This window comes from Streptomyces sp. NPDC005408 (assembly GCF_040606445.1).
GTDB lineage: Bacteria > Actinomycetota > Actinomycetes > Streptomycetales > Streptomycetaceae > Streptomyces.
The window spans coordinates 97,434-113,472 of record NZ_JBEXEX010000009.1; the positions used below are offsets into that span (position 1 = coordinate 97,434).

The 16,039-nt window shown below is 69.0% G+C and carries 17 protein-coding genes and 2 pseudogenes; 8 read left to right on the forward strand and 11 right to left on the reverse strand.

The window, feature by feature from the left end; translation table 11 throughout:
- The first annotated feature begins 563 nt into the window (after positions 1–563).
- Positions 564–1,499 carry a Ku protein gene (locus ABZS64_RS11970; RefSeq protein WP_355826835.1) on the forward strand — a complete coding sequence of 312 codons (936 nt, stop codon included), beginning with the start codon at positions 564–566 and terminating at the stop codon, positions 1,497–1,499.
- Between the two features lie 88 nt (positions 1,500–1,587).
- Here ABZS64_RS11970 and ABZS64_RS11975 read toward each other — a convergent pair whose 3' ends face one another.
- Positions 1,588–2,652, reverse strand: coding sequence for a GlxA family transcriptional regulator (locus ABZS64_RS11975; protein ID WP_355826838.1), 1,065 nt, complete (start codon positions 2,650–2,652; stop codon positions 1,588–1,590).
- Between the two features lie 164 nt (positions 2,653–2,816).
- Here ABZS64_RS11975 and ABZS64_RS11980 point away from each other — a divergent pair, with 164 nt between their 5' ends.
- From ABZS64_RS11980 to ABZS64_RS11995, 4 genes and pseudogenes are all read left to right on the forward strand, one after another.
- Positions 2,817–3,407 (forward strand): cysteine hydrolase family protein, encoded by a 591-nt coding sequence (locus ABZS64_RS11980; RefSeq protein WP_355826841.1) that lies wholly within the window; start codon positions 2,817–2,819, stop codon positions 3,405–3,407.
- A 370-nt stretch (positions 3,408–3,777) separates the two neighbouring features.
- Positions 3,778–4,310 (forward strand): annotated as a pseudogene (locus ABZS64_RS11985) (response regulator transcription factor); the annotation flags it as partial.
- Between the two features lie 4 nt (positions 4,311–4,314).
- Complete coding sequence (locus tag ABZS64_RS11990; RefSeq protein WP_355827090.1) at positions 4,315–4,893, forward strand: ATP-binding protein; 579 nt, start codon at positions 4,315–4,317, stop codon at positions 4,891–4,893.
- A gap of 76 nt (positions 4,894–4,969) precedes the next feature.
- Positions 4,970–6,331 carry a hypothetical protein gene (locus ABZS64_RS11995; RefSeq protein WP_355826844.1) on the forward strand — a complete coding sequence of 454 codons (1,362 nt, stop codon included), beginning with the start codon at positions 4,970–4,972 and terminating at the stop codon, positions 6,329–6,331.
- Positions 6,332–6,340: 9 nt separating this feature from the next.
- On the opposite strand, the gene ABZS64_RS12000 is transcribed toward ABZS64_RS11995, so the two are convergent.
- Positions 6,341–6,787 carry a nitroreductase family deazaflavin-dependent oxidoreductase gene (locus tag ABZS64_RS12000; RefSeq protein WP_355826847.1) on the reverse strand — a complete coding sequence of 149 codons (447 nt, stop codon included), beginning with the start codon at positions 6,785–6,787 and terminating at the stop codon, positions 6,341–6,343.
- Positions 6,788–6,850: 63 nt separating this feature from the next.
- The gene (locus ABZS64_RS12005) at positions 6,851–7,417 is read right to left on the reverse strand and encodes a dihydrofolate reductase family protein (protein ID WP_355826850.1); all 567 of its coding nucleotides are present in this window, start codon (positions 7,415–7,417) and stop codon (positions 6,851–6,853) included.
- A gap of 149 nt (positions 7,418–7,566) precedes the next feature.
- Between ABZS64_RS12005 and ABZS64_RS12010 the strand changes: the two genes are divergently transcribed.
- Positions 7,567–7,923: a DUF779 domain-containing protein gene (locus ABZS64_RS12010; protein ID WP_355826853.1), complete on the forward strand. Its 357-nt coding sequence runs from the start codon at positions 7,567–7,569 to the stop codon at positions 7,921–7,923.
- A gap of 4 nt (positions 7,924–7,927) precedes the next feature.
- On the opposite strand, the pseudogene ABZS64_RS12015 reads toward ABZS64_RS12010, so the two are convergent.
- Positions 7,928–8,269: pseudogene (locus ABZS64_RS12015) on the reverse strand (hypothetical protein); the annotation flags it as partial.
- A 209-nt stretch (positions 8,270–8,478) separates the two neighbouring features.
- Here ABZS64_RS12015 and ABZS64_RS12020 point away from each other — a divergent pair.
- Positions 8,479–8,895 carry a hypothetical protein gene (locus tag ABZS64_RS12020; RefSeq protein ID WP_355826856.1) on the forward strand — a complete coding sequence of 139 codons (417 nt, stop codon included), beginning with the start codon at positions 8,479–8,481 and terminating at the stop codon, positions 8,893–8,895.
- Here the strand turns inward: ABZS64_RS12020 and ABZS64_RS12025 are convergent.
- From ABZS64_RS12025 to ABZS64_RS12050, 6 genes are all read right to left on the reverse strand, one after another.
- Entirely contained in the window at positions 8,885–9,079 is a 195-nt protein-coding gene (locus ABZS64_RS12025) for a hypothetical protein (RefSeq protein ID WP_355826859.1), read from the reverse strand. The genes ABZS64_RS12020 and ABZS64_RS12025 overlap by 11 nt on opposite strands.
- A 119-nt stretch (positions 9,080–9,198) precedes the next feature.
- Positions 9,199–10,065: a phosphatidylinositol-specific phospholipase C/glycerophosphodiester phosphodiesterase family protein gene (locus ABZS64_RS12030; RefSeq protein ID WP_355827093.1), complete on the reverse strand. Its 867-nt coding sequence runs from the start codon at positions 10,063–10,065 to the stop codon at positions 9,199–9,201.
- Positions 10,066–10,275: 210 nt separating this feature from the next.
- Positions 10,276–11,364: an acyl-CoA dehydrogenase family protein gene (locus tag ABZS64_RS12035; RefSeq protein WP_355826862.1), complete on the reverse strand. Its 1,089-nt coding sequence runs from the start codon at positions 11,362–11,364 to the stop codon at positions 10,276–10,278.
- Entirely contained in the window at positions 11,361–12,542 is a 1,182-nt protein-coding gene (locus tag ABZS64_RS12040; protein ID WP_355826865.1) for an acyl-CoA dehydrogenase family protein, read from the reverse strand. Before ABZS64_RS12040 ends, ABZS64_RS12035 begins: the two co-directional genes overlap by 4 nt.
- Positions 12,539–13,507, reverse strand: a complete 969-nt coding sequence (locus ABZS64_RS12045) for an NADPH:quinone oxidoreductase family protein (RefSeq protein WP_355826868.1) — start codon at positions 13,505–13,507, stop codon at positions 12,539–12,541. The genes ABZS64_RS12040 and ABZS64_RS12045 overlap by 4 nt, the downstream gene beginning before the upstream one ends.
- Positions 13,508–13,586: 79 nt before the next feature.
- Positions 13,587–14,171, reverse strand: coding sequence for an XRE family transcriptional regulator (locus ABZS64_RS12050; protein WP_355826871.1), 585 nt, complete (start codon positions 14,169–14,171; stop codon positions 13,587–13,589).
- Between the two features lie 110 nt (positions 14,172–14,281).
- Between ABZS64_RS12050 and ABZS64_RS12055 the strand changes: the two genes are divergently transcribed.
- Entirely contained in the window at positions 14,282–15,181 is a 900-nt protein-coding gene (locus ABZS64_RS12055; protein WP_355826874.1) for an SDR family oxidoreductase, read from the forward strand.
- 16 nt (positions 15,182–15,197) lie between these two features.
- Here ABZS64_RS12055 and ABZS64_RS12060 read toward each other — a convergent pair whose 3' ends face one another.
- The gene (locus ABZS64_RS12060) at positions 15,198–16,031 is read right to left on the reverse strand and encodes an enoyl-CoA hydratase/isomerase family protein (protein WP_355826877.1); all 834 of its coding nucleotides are present in this window, start codon (positions 16,029–16,031) and stop codon (positions 15,198–15,200) included.
- Positions 16,032–16,039 lie beyond the last annotated feature (8 nt).

Below are 16,039 nucleotides of genomic sequence, written 5' to 3' on the forward strand. Positions count from 1 at the left end.
GGTCGTTGCGTGCGCCTGCCGGCGAGGGGGAGGTGGCGGCCTTCAAATGCGGACCAACAGTTCGTCGAGTAGCGCCTGTACGCACATTGCTGCCGCAGCTGACCGGGCAGCAGGTCCGGCGGCTGTCGCCGGGATTCACCTGAACCGGCGATATCGCCACACCTGTTGCGCCCGCCAGCGTCAACGAAACCGACGCTGAGCTGCATGAAGCCCCATCGGCCGGCTTCGCGCCACAGCCGTTCCCCCAGAGAACTGCCGGCCCTCCCGGGAGCAGCACTCGGATCGGCGGTGGGCGAGGGGAAGGGCACGTCTCCACAGTACGAGAGATTCGAACAGGTGTACCTTTCTGGTCGTGAGCACCCCCTCCCGCTTCCCTCCCAGGCTTCAGGCCGTACAGCCCGCCCGTACGGCCCTGAAGCACCTCGATCCCCGGCCCGAGACGGACGGCAGCGGGAAGCCCCGAAAGGCGCCGCAGCGGCCGACAGCTCCGCCCAGCCCTTCTGAGCATGCTGATCCCTTAGTGGCGTTTTAGGCTGAGATCCCGGCGGTGGAGGAGGCGGCTCATGCCGAGGCCCGTATGGAGCGGCGCCATCTCGTTTGGCCTGGTCACGATCCCTATCAAGGTGCTGCCCGCGACCGAGAACCGCTCGATCAGCTTCCACCAGTTCCACCTGGAGGACGGCGGCCGGATCCGTACCCGCAAGGTCTGCGAGATCGACGGCGAGCAGCTGCGCGCCGACGAGATCGGCCGGGGTTACGAGGTCTCCAAGGACACCATCGTCGAGGTCACCGATGAGGACCTGGACAGCATGCCGCTGCCGACCGCGAAGGCCATCGAAATCGTCGCGTTCGTGCCCGCCGACAGCATCGACCCGGTGCGCATCGGCGACTCGTACTACCTGGCCGCCGACGGGGCCGTCGCCGCCAAGCCCTACGTGCTGCTGCGCCAGGCCCTGGAACGCAGCGCGAAGGTCGCCGTCGCCAAGTTCGCCTGGCACAACCGAGAACGCCTCGGTCTCCTGCGGATCAAGGAGGACGCGATCGTCCTGCACGCGATGCGGTGGCCCGACGAGATCCGCGACCCCGCCGAACTCACGCCGAAACCAGTCGACTTGGACGACTCCGAGATCGACGCCGCGATCCAGCTCATGGAAACGATGGCGGCCGACGACATCTCCGGATACACCGACCACTATCGCGAGGCCCTCGAAGAGGTCATCGCCGCCAAGGCCGCCGGGAAGCAGCCGCCCAAGGTGGAGGGCGAGGAGGAACCGGCCGGTCAGGTCGTCGACCTGATGTCCGCCCTCAACGCCTCCGTGAAGGCGGCGAAGGAATCCCGCGGCGAGAGCGGCGAGCACGCCACCGTCCACGACATGCCGAAGAAACGCACCGCGAAGAAGACGACGGCCGCCAAGAAGAGCGCGGCGGCCACCAAGAAGACCGCGACCAAGAAGACGGCCGCCAAGAAGACCGCCGGTCGAAAACCGAAGAGCGCCTAGGGCCTGTCGTTTGGATCAGGCCGGATCAGTGAGCGGGGTCTGGTGCGTGCCAGGGCACGGGAGCCCGGCAAGATCCGAACGACAGGCCCTAGCCCCCATCTCCGCTGCACAGGGGACTGTCGGACGGCGGAACGTTCGTCACTTCTACACCTGTGGCACCTTCACAAATGGAATGCCGGAATCGGTTTCGGTACTCCGTCGGTGTCGTGTTGAGTTTCCGGCGGAACGCACGGATGAGGGTGTCGGTCGTGTTGAAGCCGCAGGTGGATGCGATACGTTCCAGCGTTACATCCGTGGATTCAAGTTGATTGCGCGCCACTTCGACGCGGGCTGATTCGATGTAAGTGGCCGGGGTCATTCCAAGTTCAGTCTTGAAGATTCGGGTGAGCTGCCGTTCGCTCACGTGGGCGTGACTGGCGAGGTCGGCGACCGTGAGCTGCTCGGCGATGTTTCGCATGATGTAGTGGCGGAGATCCTCGATGCGTCGCGTTGTCGAGACGGGTTCGAGCGGGACGCTGAATTGGCTTTGCCCGCTTGGCCGTTTCAGATACATCACGAGCTGCCGAGCGACGCGAAGCGCGGTGGCTTCGCCGAAGTCGTCGGCAACGAGGGCAAGCGACAGGTCAAGGCAGGCGCTGATTCCCGCGCCGGTCCACACATCGTGATCGCGAATGAAGATCGGATCGGCGTCGACCTCGATCGAGGGGTGATCGGCGGCGAGTTGCTGCGCGGTGGACCAGTGGGTCGTGGCGCGCTTGCCGTCCAGCAGCCCGGCTTCCGCGAGGATATGTGCTCCGACACAGACGGATGCGACGCGCCGTGTCTTGCCGGTGAGTGCCTTCACCCAGGCGACCACTGTGGGGTCGGTCACGGCGTGAACGCGGCGTTGGCTGTCGACTTCGACCGAGCCGGGCACCAGAAGGGTGTCGATACTCCTTCCCGACACCTCCTGGAAGGTGGCGTCGGGAAGGACACGAACCCCGGCGGAAGTGACGACGGGATCCATGGTTTCGGCAGCCAGTACGACGTGGTAACCCGTCGCGTCGTCCACCTCGCGTTGCAGCAGGGAGAACACTTCCGGGGGTCCGGTGACGTCCAGCAGGTCGACACCGTCGAAGAGGACAACGACAACGAGTCGTTTGACGGTGCTCACTTGGTCTCCGTTCGGTCGGCATCGGCGGTTTACCACCGCACGTGATGTCTGTATTTGCATGTTAGATGTCATTGCCGACACATCTGGTGGGTCGTAGCGTTCAACTCACAGACACCGCGTGGTGGTCCTGACCTTTCAACACGACGCCCGAGGAGGGCACTTCAATGGCTACGACGACCCTGCGTGAGCTCAACGGCTTCGACCAGACCCCTGCATCGCTGGCCGACGCGACACTGATCCTGATCGACTACCAGAACACCTACACCACGGGCGTGATGGAGCTGACGGGCTGGGAGCCCGCCCTCGACGCCGCCGCCGACCTGCTGGCCAGAGCCCGCAAGGCCGGCGCGAAGGTCATCCACATCATCAACGACGGCGGCGAGGGCACCCCTTACGACATTCGGACCGACATCGGCGAGATCCACCCCAGTGTGGCTCCCGTCGACGGTGAACCCGTCGTGGTCAAGCAGGTCCCCAACGCCTTCCACACCACCGACCTGGCCGAACACGTCGAAGCCGCCGGCAACAAGAACGTCATCATCGCCGGATTCATGACCAACATGTGCGTGACCTTCACCGCAGAAGGCGCGTTCCTGCGCGGCTACCAGCCCACAGTGGTTGCCGACGCCTGCGCGACGCGGCCTCTGCAGACGGTGGTTTCCGAGCTGACTGCGGAACAGATCCACCACAGTGCGCTCGCAACGATCGCTGATCTCTACGGAATCGTCGTCCCGTCCAGCTCGTCTTTGAGTTGAGCATCGTACGACCGCGCTCACGCATCACAACGGGGTGGCATGCCTTGCCTGGTCCGTGGCGGACCGCGCGCCTGTCGGGCATGGCGCAGACCGGTGGCTGTCTGCTGGCCGGCTGGGGGCCGCCGGCGGTCGGGGTGCTTCACAACGTCACCGGCGGCCGGCAGGTCTCGCCTCTCCTCCCGCTCGACCATCAGGAGCCCGAGAAGGGCCAGGGTCAGGCACGGGTGAGGCGGGCGGCGACGTGCAGCAGCCGGTAGGGAGTTTCTTGGGTCGGCAGCGGCGAGTTCGCGATCCAGGGTGAGGACGCGGGTCCAGGCGACACTCGTGCGCGTTCAGCTCCGCTTCAGGTGCCGGGGGCCACAATCAGGACATGCGCGTACTGGTCATCGAGGACGAGGAGCGCTTCGCCGAAGGGCTGCGCATCGGGCTGGAGGCGGAGGGCTTCGCCGTCGATGTCGCGTTCGACGGGACCGACGGCCTGTGGCGGGGCGTGAGAACCCCTATGACGCCATCGTCCTCGACATCATGCTGCCGGGTCTGAACGGCTACCGCGTCTGCGCGGCCCTGCGCGCCGAAGGCAACTGGACGCCGATCCTGATGCTCACCGCCAAGGAAGGCGAGTGATACGAGGTCGAGGGTCTGGACACCGGTGCCGACGACTATCTGACCAAGCCCTTCTCGTACGCCGTGCTCCTGGCCCGGCTACGTGCGCTGCTGCGGCGCGACCCGCGCGAGCGGCCCGCCACACTCACCGCTGGTGATCTGCGGCTCGATCCGGCGGCCAAGGAGGTCTCGCGCGGCGGGGAACGGGTCGAACTGACCGCCCGCGAGCTGGCGTTGCTGGAGTTCCTGCTGCGCAGACGCGGCGAGACCGTGTCCAAGCGGGAGATCCTCGCGCATGTCTGAGCTGGCGGCGACCGTACTGGCGGAGGATCTGCGCATCCAGCGGCTGGTCGACGATCTGCTGCTGCTGCTGGCCCGGGCCGACGAGGACGGGCTGCGACCGAACCTCCAGCCGGTCGACGTCGACGACCTGGTGCTCGACGAGGCACGGCGGCTGCGCTCGACAGCGGCGGAGGTTCGGGTCAGCACGGCCGGTGTGTCGCCGGCGCGGCTGGAGGCGGATCCGCAGGGCCTGCGGCGGGTACTGCGCAACCTCGGTGACAATGCGGCCCGGCACGCCCGAACCCGGGTGGCCTTCGACCTCGCGGCGACGGGGGACGGCCGGATCGTGCTGGGTGTCGAGGACGACGGGCCCGGAGTCCCGGACGGCGACCGTGAGCGGATCTTCGAGCGGTTCGTACGGCTCGACGACGCGCGTTCCCGTTCCGTCGAGGACGGCGGCGGCAGCGGGCTCGGGCTGGCGATCGTCGCGGAGCTGGTGGCGGCGCACGGCGGTTCGGTGACGGTGTCGCAAGGCGCACTGGGCGGTGCCCGCTTCGAGGTGTCGCTCCCCTCCGGCGAGGGCGGTCCGGGCCGTCCCTGAAGGCCGGTTCAGTTTCGTTCAGGGTCCTTTCAGCGCCCTGCTGCCACGGTCTGCTTACGAGACGAGGAGGCCCGTCATGAACAGCAGGAAACTCGCGGCAGCGGTGGCGGTGGTGCTGGGCGCGACGCTCGCGACCGGCGGATGCACCAGCGGTGCGGGGAGCGCCCAGACGCGCTCGGGCTGCGTGCAGATCATCGACGAGGCCACCGGCAAGAAGACCGGCAAGTGCATGCCGCTCGCGCCCGAGAAGGACCGGGTGGACCTGGCCAAGCCGGTCTTCTCCCGCTCGGCGTCCATCACCAACCCGCTCCACCCCAGCTCACAGGTCCAGCAGGTGATCTACGGAGGCCAGGTCGGCGGCAAGCCGTTCCGGACCGAGTTCACGCTGCTGCCGGGCACGTCGTCCATCGCCATCAAGGGCGAGCAGGTGAAGGTGCGCACCCTGCAGTACATGGCTCTGTCCGACGGTCGGATCGAGGAGGTCGCGCTCGACTGGTTCGCACAGGCCGACGACGGTTCTGTCTGGTACCTCGGTGAGAGCGTCTTCAACTGCCAGGACGGCGTGGTCGCCGACACCGCCGGCACCTGGAAGGCCGGAAAGACCGGACCGGCTGCGATGATCATGCCTGCGCATCCGAAGGCCGGGAACGTGTACCGGCCGGAGAATGTGCCGGAGATCGTCTTCGAGGAAGTCAGGGTCAAGGCCGTGGGGCAGACGGTCGAAGGCCCGTACGGGCCGGTCAAGGGCGCGATCACCGTGAGCGAGCTGCACATGGACGGCAGCCACGAGGACAAGGTCTTCGCCCCCGGATACGGGGAGTTCTCCACGGGGAACCCGGGCGGCGACCTCGAAGCGGTCTCCCTGGCCGTGCCCACCGACGTCAAGCCGGGTCCCGTGCCCGGCGGGCTGACCGCCTTGTCGAACGCCGTCCGTACGGCACAGAGCGGCACGGTGGACCCGGCGGCTGTGCAGAAGGTACGGGCCGCATGGGACGCCTACCGGAGCGCGGACCGCGTGCCCCAGCTGCTCACCCAGCAGATGGACCGCGACCTCGACACACTCACCACGGCGGTCAAGGCGCGCGATGCGAAGGGGGTCCACGGCGCGGTGCTGCGGGTCGCGCAGAACGACCTCGATCTGCATCTGCGGTATGAACCGCTCGCGACGGAAGAGGCGGCCCGGATGTCCTTGTGGGCACGGCAGTTGACGACCGATGCCGCCTCCGGCGACACGGGCGCGGTCGCCGGGGACGTCACCAGTCTCGAACTCACCTGGGCACGTGCCAAGCACAGTACGGAGGCCGCCAAAGCCGCGCAGATCGACGCCCAACTGCGTGAACTGCGAGACGCTGCCGACCGCAAGGACACGGCCGCGGCAGCGAAGGCGGCACCCGCGCTTCAGACGGCTCTCGCGACCGCTGCGCCCCCTCAGCCCTGACCTGCCCGGTCAGTGCTCCTTGTCCGCCGCCTCCAGGACGAAGACCGGGATCTCACGTTCCGTCTTCTTCTGGTAGGCGGCGTAATCCGGGTACGCCGCGACCGCGCGCTCCCACCACAGCGCCTTCTCGTCGCCGGTCACCTCACGCGCCGTCATGTCCTGGCGCACCGACCCGTCCTGCAGCTCGACCCGCGGGTCGGCGACGACGTTGTGGTACCAGACCGGATGCTTGGGGGCGCCGCCCAGCGATGCCACCGCGGCGTACGCGCCCTCGTGCTCCACCCGCATGAGCGGGGATTTGCGGATCTTGCCGCTCTTGGCGCCCCTGGTGGTCAGGACTATGACGGGCAAGCCCCGCAACGTCGTCCCCTTGGTCCCGCCGGAGCTTTCGTACAGGTCGACCTGGTCGCTTACCCACTTCGCCGGGCTCGGCTCGTACTCACCCTCAAGAGGCATGGCATCCGTCCCATCGTCTCGTCGGAGATCGTGTCATCCGTTCAACACTCCGGGGCCGGGCAATCATCCCGCCGGACGCTCGTAACGGAGCAGCACCGTGCGCGCGTCGAAGGACCGCGACTCGACGAACGTGAGGTTGAGCCGCTCCTTCCCCTGCAGGAACAGCGGCCTTCCGCCGCCGAGGACCACCGGGTGCACGACGATGTGGTACTCGTCGATCAGGCCCAGCTCCGTGAGGGCGGCAGGAAGTGTCGAACCGCCCATCAGCAGCAGATCCTTTCCAGGGCTCTGCTTCAGGGCCGGGACCTCCTCGGCGAGATCTCCGCCGATCACGCGGACGTTCCCCTCCGGCTGTTGCAGGGTCCTGGAGAAGACGATCTTCGGAGTACGGCGCCAGACGGGCGCGAAGGCGAGGTCGTGCGGGTCGTCGGAGATCGACTCGGCGTTGGGCCAGTAGCCGGCCATCATCTCCCAGACAATGCGGCCGTAGAGAAAGGTGTCGGCGCGCTCTTGCAGGCTGTCGCTGTACGCGCCGAGCTCCGGTCCGAGTACCGGCCAGTCGAAGGCTCCGCCCGGCCCGTCGATGTGTCCGTCGAGCGACGAGTGGACGTAGTAGATGATCTTCCTCATGGCTGTTCCTCCTGATCGGTGGTGCGCCCCTTTCGACGCCCTTCACAGGTCTGTCGAACGGGATCGCGCTCGATCGACACCCCAGGGGAAAGATCTTCCGCGAAGGCGCTGCAACGGCATTGCAACCTCGCCGGTGCTCTGCTGGTGGGATGACCGATGCCCCGCGCGTGGAGCTGACACCCGCAGCCGCCGATCTGTTGCGGCGGCTGCGGGCCGCCCACGGTCCGTTGATGTTCCACCAGTCCGGCGGCTGCTGCGACGGCAGCGCGCCCATGTGCTACCTGGACGGGGAGTTCCGTACGGGCGCGTCCGACGTCCTCCTAGAGGATCTCCGGGTGGAGGGCGTCGAGGAGTCGGTCTCGTTCTGGATCTCGAAGAGCCAGTACGAGCTGTGGAGCCACACCCGGCTCGTCGTCGACGTCGTCGAGGGCCGGGGCAGCGGCTTCTCACTTGAGGCGCCCGAGGGCGTGCGGTTCCTGATCCGCTCGCACGTGGTGGACGGCTGAGTGCTCAGGCCCGGTCGCGTACCGCCACGATGCCGTTGAAGACCCCCGCATACGCGGTGCCGTCGGGGCCGATGGTGATCGGCGCCCAGTTGTTGTCGTACGAAGGCCCTGTGCCGGTCAGCCGCTTCCAGCGGCGCTCGCCGGTGCGGTAGTCGACCGCGGTCAGGTACCAGGCGTCGATGCCGAGCTTGCTGGGCTCCTTCTCGTAGAAATAGAGGAGGCCGTTGGCGGTGGAGAGTTTGGGCACGGTGGAGGGTGAGCGGACGTCGCTGTGCCAGACGGTGTCGCAGCCGCTGCCGTCCTCACGTACGTCGATCCGGCTGACGCCGCCGACGACGCTGCGGCCGAACGTCAGAGTGCGCGGGCGAGCGCTCTTCGGGACATGCGGCTCCTCGGTTGTGGACGACGTACGATCGCGCCGCCGCCCGACGGTAGGGCCGGCGCCTTGAGGTGTCCATGTAAGGGCTATGGGCTTTATCGACACTTCATGATCACGCAATGAGCGGCCCTCGCCCGCTCCCCGCCCGCTCTTCACCTGCTGACATGCTGGTACGCGTGAACGCCCCCACTCGCGGCGCGTGGCTGCGCGCCGGAATCAGCCGTAACGGCGGACCGCTGCAGGAGAACGAGCATGTGGTCTGGCTCCAGATCGACGCCTATTACGCGGACAGCCGCGGCTTCGCCGGCGTCACCACCTACGAAGGCGGGCAGGTCCGTTTCCACCATGACGTCGGGGAGCCCGGCGAGGATGTGGGCACACTTCAGCGGTCGGGCGAGGACATGACCGAGACGGGTGTGAACGCGGACGGCAGTACGTTCCGCGAGGTCTGGACGCCGCTGCCGGACAGCGAAGGGGCCTGCGGCTCCTGGCGGGTGGGGACCGCTCAGATCGTCCGCGTCGGCCGGTATGTGGTGCATGTGGACGAGGGCCGCGGCAGCTACTTCGAGCTGACCGACGACGTCACGGCCTGAGACTGCCGACCACGTTGGCGGTTGCCGCGATGCCCTCCTGGATGGTCGGCGCCATGCTGGTGCTCGCGAGGTAGAACCCGAGCAGGGCGCAGACGAACGCGTGGGACATCTTCAGTCCGCCGTTGCGCAGAAAGATCACTGCGAGAACGAGCAGAAGCAGCACGATCGAGATCGAAATGGCCATGGCCAACCTCCTCCGCCGCGCGGGGATCGCGGCGTTCGGCGGTCAGTCTGGCGCAGGGAGGGGCCCGTACGGCCGACTGGCGTGTCCGCCGTACGGGTGTTGTCTGCCAGTGAGTTCGATTACTCGCCGTGGGCGCGCAGGAAGCTCTCCAGGCCTGCCAGATCGTCCGTGTTGATGTGGTCGACGCGGGCGGCGAGCAGCTCGGTCCACATCGCGTCGCGGTCCGGCCCTGCCACGTCGGGGGTGGCCCAGAAGCGGACGCGCTGATTGTGGGAGTGGGCCTCGGCGACAATCGCGTGCAGCTTCTGCCGCTCGGCGCCCGGGAAGGGACCCGTACCCAACCAGGTGAAGCTCTGCGTCCAGTTGCTGGAGATCAGCGGGACGAAGGAGGCGGGGGCGGTGGTGCCGAGGTCTTCGAGGCGGCCGTCGTAGAAGGCGTACCGCTGGTGCTGTGCCTCCATGGGTACGCGGGCAGCCCGGTCGCCGGAGATGACTGGGGTGACGGCGCCGAGGCGGACGTGGCCGTGGGAGTAGCTGCTCAGCATCCGACGGTAGTGCCGCAGCTGGCGGTCGAGTTCGAGATAGGCGTTGACGCCGTCCGTCTTGATGTCGATCAGGAGTTGTACGGGCCGCCGGTAACCGCGGTAGACCGAGCCGTGGTTGGCCTTCGCGCGGGCGAGCAGGGGGTCGAGGTAGAGCGAGCGCAGGGTGCGGGTCGGGTCGAGGTCCGTCGGCTCGTGGGCGACGAGCAGCTCGCCGTCCACGAGGAAGATGTCCGCTTCCACGCTGGTGAAGCCGTGCGACAGGGCGTCGTGCAGGGGCCGTTGGTGCAGATAGTCGTTGTGGGCGTGGGCCCGGCGCAGGGGCTGCGGGCGGGTCTGGCCGCCGTGCCGCTCCGCGGCCTGGGCGTAGGCGGGTGCTGCGACGGCGCCGGCCAGCGCGGCGGCGATGGTGGTGACGGCTCTGCGACGGGTGGTCAGCACGATGGTGCCTCCGGGCTCTACGGGTCGGGAGGGACATCGGTGAGTATGCGTCGCGGGCAGCCCAATGGGCAGGGCAGCGCGAAGAGTTCGGCCATCCGTCACTTGATGCTCAGCCGTGACGGGCCGTCAGTGTGCGTGATACGCAACGGCCGCCGCACCGATGGTCGGTGCGGCGGCCGTGGAGCCGGGCGAGTTGGGACTTTTAGACACGACCTAGGGAGCCTGGAGGGCGACCAGGTCGGCCAGAGTCTCCTTGTGGCGGCCGGGCGTGCCGAGCGCGATCTCGTCGGACTTGGCGCGCTTGAGGTACAGATGCGCCGGGTGCTCCCAGGTCATGCCGATGCCGGCGTGCAGCTGGACGCACTCCTCGGCGGCGTGCACGGCGACCTTGGAGGTGTACGCCTGGGCGACGGCGACCGCCAGAGCGGCCTCCGGGCTGCCCGTGGCCAGCGCGTCGGCGGCGTTCCGTGCCGCGGCACGGGCCGAGACGACCTCCAGCCACAGCTGCGCCATACGGTGCTTGAGGGCCTGGAACGAGCCGATGGGGCGGTTGAACTGGTGGCGTTCGCGCGTGTGGCGGACGGTCTCTTCCAGGCACCACTCGGCGAGCCCCAGCTGCTCGGAGGCGAGCAGCCCGGCCCCGGCGAGCAGTCCGCGCCGTACCGCCTGTTCGGCGGTTGCCGCGTCGGCGAGGCGGGTGGCGGCCGCCGTGTCGCCAATGGTGACGGCGGAGAGCGGGCGGGTGAGATCGAGCGGGGTCAGTGCCTCGACGGTGACGCTCGCCGCCTCGACCGCGTACAGCCCGTCGGGCTTGAGGACGAGGAGCACATCGGCGACGGCGGCGTCCGCGACCCCGGTGATCCTGGAGGCGCCGACCGGCAGCGGCCCGTGCGGCGAGGCCGACAGCGGCACGGCGAGCACGGCGGTCTTGCGTCCGGTCGCCAACTCTTCGATCAGACCGGCCACTTCGGGGGCCTGAACGTCAAGCCCGAGCAGTACCTCGGTCGCGATGACCGAGCTGCTGAGATACGGCGCGGGGGCGACGCTGCGCCCCAGCTCCTCCAGGACCACGGCCGCCTCACGGTGGCTCGCGCCCTGACCGCCGAGCTTCTCGGGCACGAGCAGACCTGCCGCGCCCATGTCCCCTGCGAGCGCCTTCCACAGTTCAGGGTCGTACGGCGTACCGGCCTCGGCGCGGACCAGGACCGACGCGGTGTCATTGCGGTCGGTGAGCAGGGAACGTACGGCGGCGCGCAGGTCGTCCTCGGCCTCGGAGTACAGCAGATCGGGCTGCGGGTTCATCGGGTCAGGTCCTTCCAGGCGACGTCCTTGTCGTTGCGCGGCTCGGAGGGCAGTCCGAGTACACGTTCCGCGACGATGTTCAGCAGCACTTCGCTGGTGCCGCCCTCGATGGAGTTGCCCTTGGAGCGCAGATAGCGGTAGCCGGCGTCGCGTCCGGTGAAGTCGACGAGTTCGGGGCGGCGCATGGTCCAGTCCTCGTACAGCAGGCCCTCCTCGCCGAGCAGTTCCACCTCCAGGCCGCTGATCTCCTGGTTGAGGCGGGCGAAGGCGAGCTTCATTCCACTGCCCTCGGGGCCCGGCTGGCCCGCGGCGAGCTGCTGGCGCAGCCGTTCCCCGGCCAGCCGAGCGACCTCGGCCTCCACCCACAGGGTCAGCAGCCGCTGGTGCAGATCGTGTGTGCGCAGCTCGTGGCGCTCGCGCCAGGTCTGCGCGATCGGGCCGATCATGCCGCCCTCGCGCGGGATGCGGCTGCCGCCGATCGAGACGCGCTCGTTCATCAGGGTGGTCTGGGCGACCTTCCAGCCCTCGCCGATCTCGCCGAGGCGGTGCGCGTCGGGGATGCGCACATCGGTGAGGAAGACCTCGTTGAACTCCGCCTCGCCGGTGATCTGGCGCAGCGGGCGCACCTCGACACCGGGGTCGCTCATGTCGCAGATGAAGTAGGTGATGCCGCGGTGCTTGGGCAGATCGGGGTCGGTGCGGGCGATGAGGATCGCCCACCGGGCCACATGGGCGCTGGAGGTCCACACCTTCTGCCCGTTGACGATCCAGTCGTCACCGTCCTTGACGGCGCGGGTGCCGAGCGCGGCGAGGTCCGAGCCCGCGCCGGGCTCACTGAAGAGCTGGCACCACACCTCTTCGCCGACCCACAGCGGCCGCAGGAACCGCTGCTTCACCTCTTCGGAGCCGTACTTGAGGATCGTCGGGGCGGCCATGCCGAGGCCGATGCCGATCCGGCGCGGGTCGTTGTCGGGCGCGCCCGCGGCGGTCAGCTCGGCGTCCACCACGGCCTGCAGTGTGCGCGGCGCGCCGAGTCCGCCGAGGCCCTTGGGGTAGTGCACCCAGGCGAGACCCGCGTCGAAGCGCGCCTTCAGGAAGTCCGTGCGGTCCGTGGTGGCCGGGGGGTGCGCGGCCAGCAACTCCTTGGTACGGGTGAGCAGTTCGGCGGCGTCCGTCATCGGGCATCTCCTTCCGGGATGACGACCAGGCGGCCGGTGGTCGTGCCGTCGGCTACGCGCTGGACGGCGTCCGCCGCGTCCTTCATGGCGACGCGTCCGCTGATCAGCGGCTTGATCACGCCCTGCGCGGCGAGCTTGGTCAGTTCCTCGTGGCAGCCGCGGATCGCGGCGGGATCCATCTGGTTGTACAGGCCCCAGTGGAGGCCGACGATCGAGTAGTTCTTGACCAGGGCGTGGTTGAGGGCGGGGCTGGGGATCGAGCCGCTCGCGAAGCCGACGATCACGATCCGGCCCTCGAAGGCGACACACTTGGCCGACTTGGCGTAGGCGTCGCCGCCGACCGGGTCGTAGACGACGTTCGCTCCGCGGCCGCCGGTGGCCTCCTTGACCGCGGCGACGATGTCGTCCTCGCGGCGGTCGATGACGACGTCGCAGCCCAGCTCCCGTGCGATGCGCGCCTTGTCCGCGCCGCCGACGACGCCGATGACGCGCGCACCTGCCGCCTTGCCGAGCTGGACGGCCGCGCTGCCGACACCGCCCGCCGCCGCGTGCACGAGCAGCGTCTCGCCCGCCTGGAGGTGTGCCCGGCGGTGCAGTCCGAACCAGCCGGTCTGGTAGCCGATGTGCAGGGCGGCCGCCTCGGCGTCGTCGAGCGCTTCGGGTGCGGGCAGCACGGCCGCGGCGTCGGCGACGACATAGTCGGCGAGTCCGCCGTTCGGCAGTGCCGGGTTGGCGATCACGCGGCGGCCGTCCTCGGTCTCGCCGCAGATCTCCACGCCCGGTGTGAACGGCAGAGGCGGCCGCACCTGGTACTGGCCGCGACAGAGCAGGGCGTCGGGGAAGTTGATGTTCGCCGCGCGGACCTTCAGCAGCAGCTGCCCCTCACCGGGCGTCGGCCGGTCCACCTCTTCGAGCCGCATCACCTCGCTCGGCTCGCCGTTCCGGTGCACTCGCCATGCCTGCATTTCGGGGCCTCCACAAACCGTAGGCAGTACCATGCTCGTCGCATACTAAGCGGTCGCTTGCTTCGCGGGAAGCCCCCTATCAGCCGCGCTTGGGCCTGGCCCGTACATGCATCCGCTCGCCCTGCGGCCCGAACAGACTCAGGAACTCCACGGGCGAGTCCCCCGCCGGGCCGAACCCGTGCGGCACGCGCGTGTCGAACTCCGCAGCCTCCCCCGCGGTCAGCACCACATCGTGGTCACCGAGCAGCAGTCGCAGCCGGCCGGACAGGACATACAGCCATTCGTATCCCTCGTGCGTCCGCAGCTCGAGATCGGCACCGCCCGGCTCCTGGACCACCTTGTACGCCTGGAGTCCGCCCGGCTGCCGGGTCAGCGGCAGCATCGTCCGGCCGTGACGGACGATCGGCTTCTCCCGCACCCGCGGATCACCGACCGGCGGCGCGCCGACGAGCTCGTCGAGCGGTACCTGGTGCGCCCGGGCGATGGGCAGCAGCAGCTCGAGGCTGGGCTTGCGGCGCCCGGACTCGAGCCGGGACAGGGTGCTCACGGAAATCCCGGTCACCTCCGAGAGCGCACCGAGCGTGGCCCCGCGCTCCCGTCTGATCCTGCGGAGCCGGGGGCCCACCTCGCCCAGTACGGCATCGAGCCGTTTTTCGTCGTCCATGTGTCCATTGCAGAAACAGCAAGGCCATTTGTCAATTACGCGAGGCCGGGACGATCGTCCCGGCAGCACGGGTATGGCGGATTCAGGCCGCAGCGGCTATCGATGCGGCCATGACACACGAGAGCGCCTCCCCGCAGCAGCCCGGGCTCCCCGCCGCTCCCCCGCTCGGTGCGAGTGCGCTGCCGGCGAGGACGTACGAGGGACATGTGGTTCTCGTGACCGGCGGCGGGTCGGGTCTCGGCAAGGCGATCGCGGGCGAATTCGCGCGCCTCGGGGCCGATCTGGTGCTGGTGGGACGGGACGAGAAGCGGTTGAAGGCTGCCCGGGAGGGGCTGTACATGTTCGGGGGCAGGGTGGGCGTCGAGGTCTGCGACATCCGGGAGCCCGACCGTATCGCCGAGGTCTTCGACGCCGCCGATGCCGCGCTCGGGCTGCCCGATGTACTGGTGAACAACGCCGCCGCCAACTTCCCCGTACCCGCAGAGGAGTTGTCCCCCAACGGCTGGCGCGCCGTCGTCGACATCACGCTGAGCGGGACCTGGTTCATGGCTCGGGAGTTCGCCCGGCGTCATCTCGCCGCGGGCACGCCCGGGTCGGTCATCAACATCGGGGCCTCGTACGCCTGGACCGGCGGTCCTGGTTTTGTACACTCGGCCGCGGCCAAGGCGGGCGTACAGAATCTGGTGGAGACACTCGCCGTGGAGTGGGGACCGTACGGAATCCAGATCAACGGTCTGGTCCCCGGGCTCGTACCGCACGAGGACATGACCGCCGACATCCGCGGCGGTCTGGAGCGGGCCGACGACAAGGACGGGCGCCAGCCCGCACTGCGCGTCGGACAGCCGCGCGAGATCGGCTGGGCGGCGACCTTTCTGGCCTCGCCCTATGCGCGGTTCATCAGCGGGCACACGCTGGTGGTGGACGGGGCGAACTGGCAGCGGCGCACCGGGGTCGGCGCGCCCGTCGTGACGGTACGGGAGCAGCTGGGGCGGGGCCCCTTCGAGGGCTGACTCGTCTGCCCCGAAGTCACCTGCCCTCGAAGTGCGGTGGCCTGCGGGCCGCCTTCGCCGCGTACCCTTCCCTGGAGTCCTCCGAGGTGAGGGTGAGGGCCGCGCTCAGTGCCGTACGGTCGAGAGCGGATGCCATCCCGGCGTCGGCATAGGCGTCGATGTCGCGTTTGACCGCGCGGACGGCGAGCGGCGCGTTGCCCGCGATCTCGGCGGCGACCTCGTACGCGACATCCGCCAACTGGGCTGCGGGCACGACTAGTTGGAGGAGGCCCAGTCGTTCGGCCGTCGGCGCGTCGATACGGCGGCCGGTGAGCGCCAGGTACTTCGCCCATCCCGCGCCCGCCTCTCGCGCGATCCGCAGATCGCCGCCCGCGTCGACGGCGACCCCGATCTGCGCCTCCGGCAGCGCGAAGACGGCGTCGTCGGCCGCGATACGCACGTCCGCCATCAGCGCGAGCTCGAAGCCGAAGCCCAGGCAGTAGCCCTGGACGGCGGCGACGACGGGCTGCGGCAGGTGGGCGAAGGCCGCGAAGCGCTCGTGCACCCAGCGGATGCCCTCGTAGTAGCGCTGGGTGCGTTCGGCGGGCGAGCGGCCGGTGATCGCGCCGCCGGGCGCGGTGACATCGATGCCCGCGCAGAAGGCGCGGCCGTCGGCACGCAGCAGTACGGCTCTGATGGTGTCGTCGAAGCGGATCCTCTCGGCCATCAGCCCCAGCTGGCGGCTGGATTCCCAGCTCCAGCCGTTCAGCTTCCCGGGGCGGCAGAGGGTGAGGATGCCGATGCCGTCTTCGACGTCGAGCCGTATCCGCTCCTCACCCTCGGCGATCTCCCGGTCCAGCGTGTCGATCACGGCCACCC

Excerpts from the sequence above, each read along its gene's own strand:
- ABZS64_RS11970 (WP_355826835.1), top strand. The coding sequence starts at position 564 with ATGCCGAGGCCCGTATGGAGCGGCGCCATCTCGTTTGGCCTGGTCACG.
- ABZS64_RS11980 (WP_355826841.1), top strand. The coding sequence starts at position 2,817 with ATGGCTACGACGACCCTGCGTGAGCTCAACGGCTTCGACCAGACCCCT.
- ABZS64_RS11995 (WP_355826844.1), top strand. The coding sequence starts at position 4,970 with ATGAACAGCAGGAAACTCGCGGCAGCGGTGGCGGTGGTGCTGGGCGCG.
- ABZS64_RS12000 (WP_355826847.1), bottom strand. The coding sequence starts at position 6,787 with ATGCCTCTTGAGGGTGAGTACGAGCCGAGCCCGGCGAAGTGGGTAAGC.
- ABZS64_RS12005 (WP_355826850.1), bottom strand. The coding sequence starts at position 7,417 with ATGAGGAAGATCATCTACTACGTCCACTCGTCGCTCGACGGACACATC.
- ABZS64_RS12010 (WP_355826853.1), top strand. The coding sequence starts at position 7,567 with ATGACCGATGCCCCGCGCGTGGAGCTGACACCCGCAGCCGCCGATCTG.
- ABZS64_RS12025 (WP_355826859.1), bottom strand. The coding sequence starts at position 9,079 with ATGGCCATTTCGATCTCGATCGTGCTGCTTCTGCTCGTTCTCGCAGTG.
- ABZS64_RS12035 (WP_355826862.1), bottom strand. The coding sequence starts at position 11,364 with ATGAACCCGCAGCCCGATCTGCTGTACTCCGAGGCCGAGGACGACCTG.
- ABZS64_RS12040 (WP_355826865.1), bottom strand. The coding sequence starts at position 12,542 with ATGACGGACGCCGCCGAACTGCTCACCCGTACCAAGGAGTTGCTGGCC.
- ABZS64_RS12045 (WP_355826868.1), bottom strand. The coding sequence starts at position 13,507 with ATGCAGGCATGGCGAGTGCACCGGAACGGCGAGCCGAGCGAGGTGATG.
- ABZS64_RS12050 (WP_355826871.1), bottom strand. The coding sequence starts at position 14,171 with ATGGACGACGAAAAACGGCTCGATGCCGTACTGGGCGAGGTGGGCCCC.
- ABZS64_RS12055 (WP_355826874.1), top strand. The coding sequence starts at position 14,282 with ATGACACACGAGAGCGCCTCCCCGCAGCAGCCCGGGCTCCCCGCCGCT.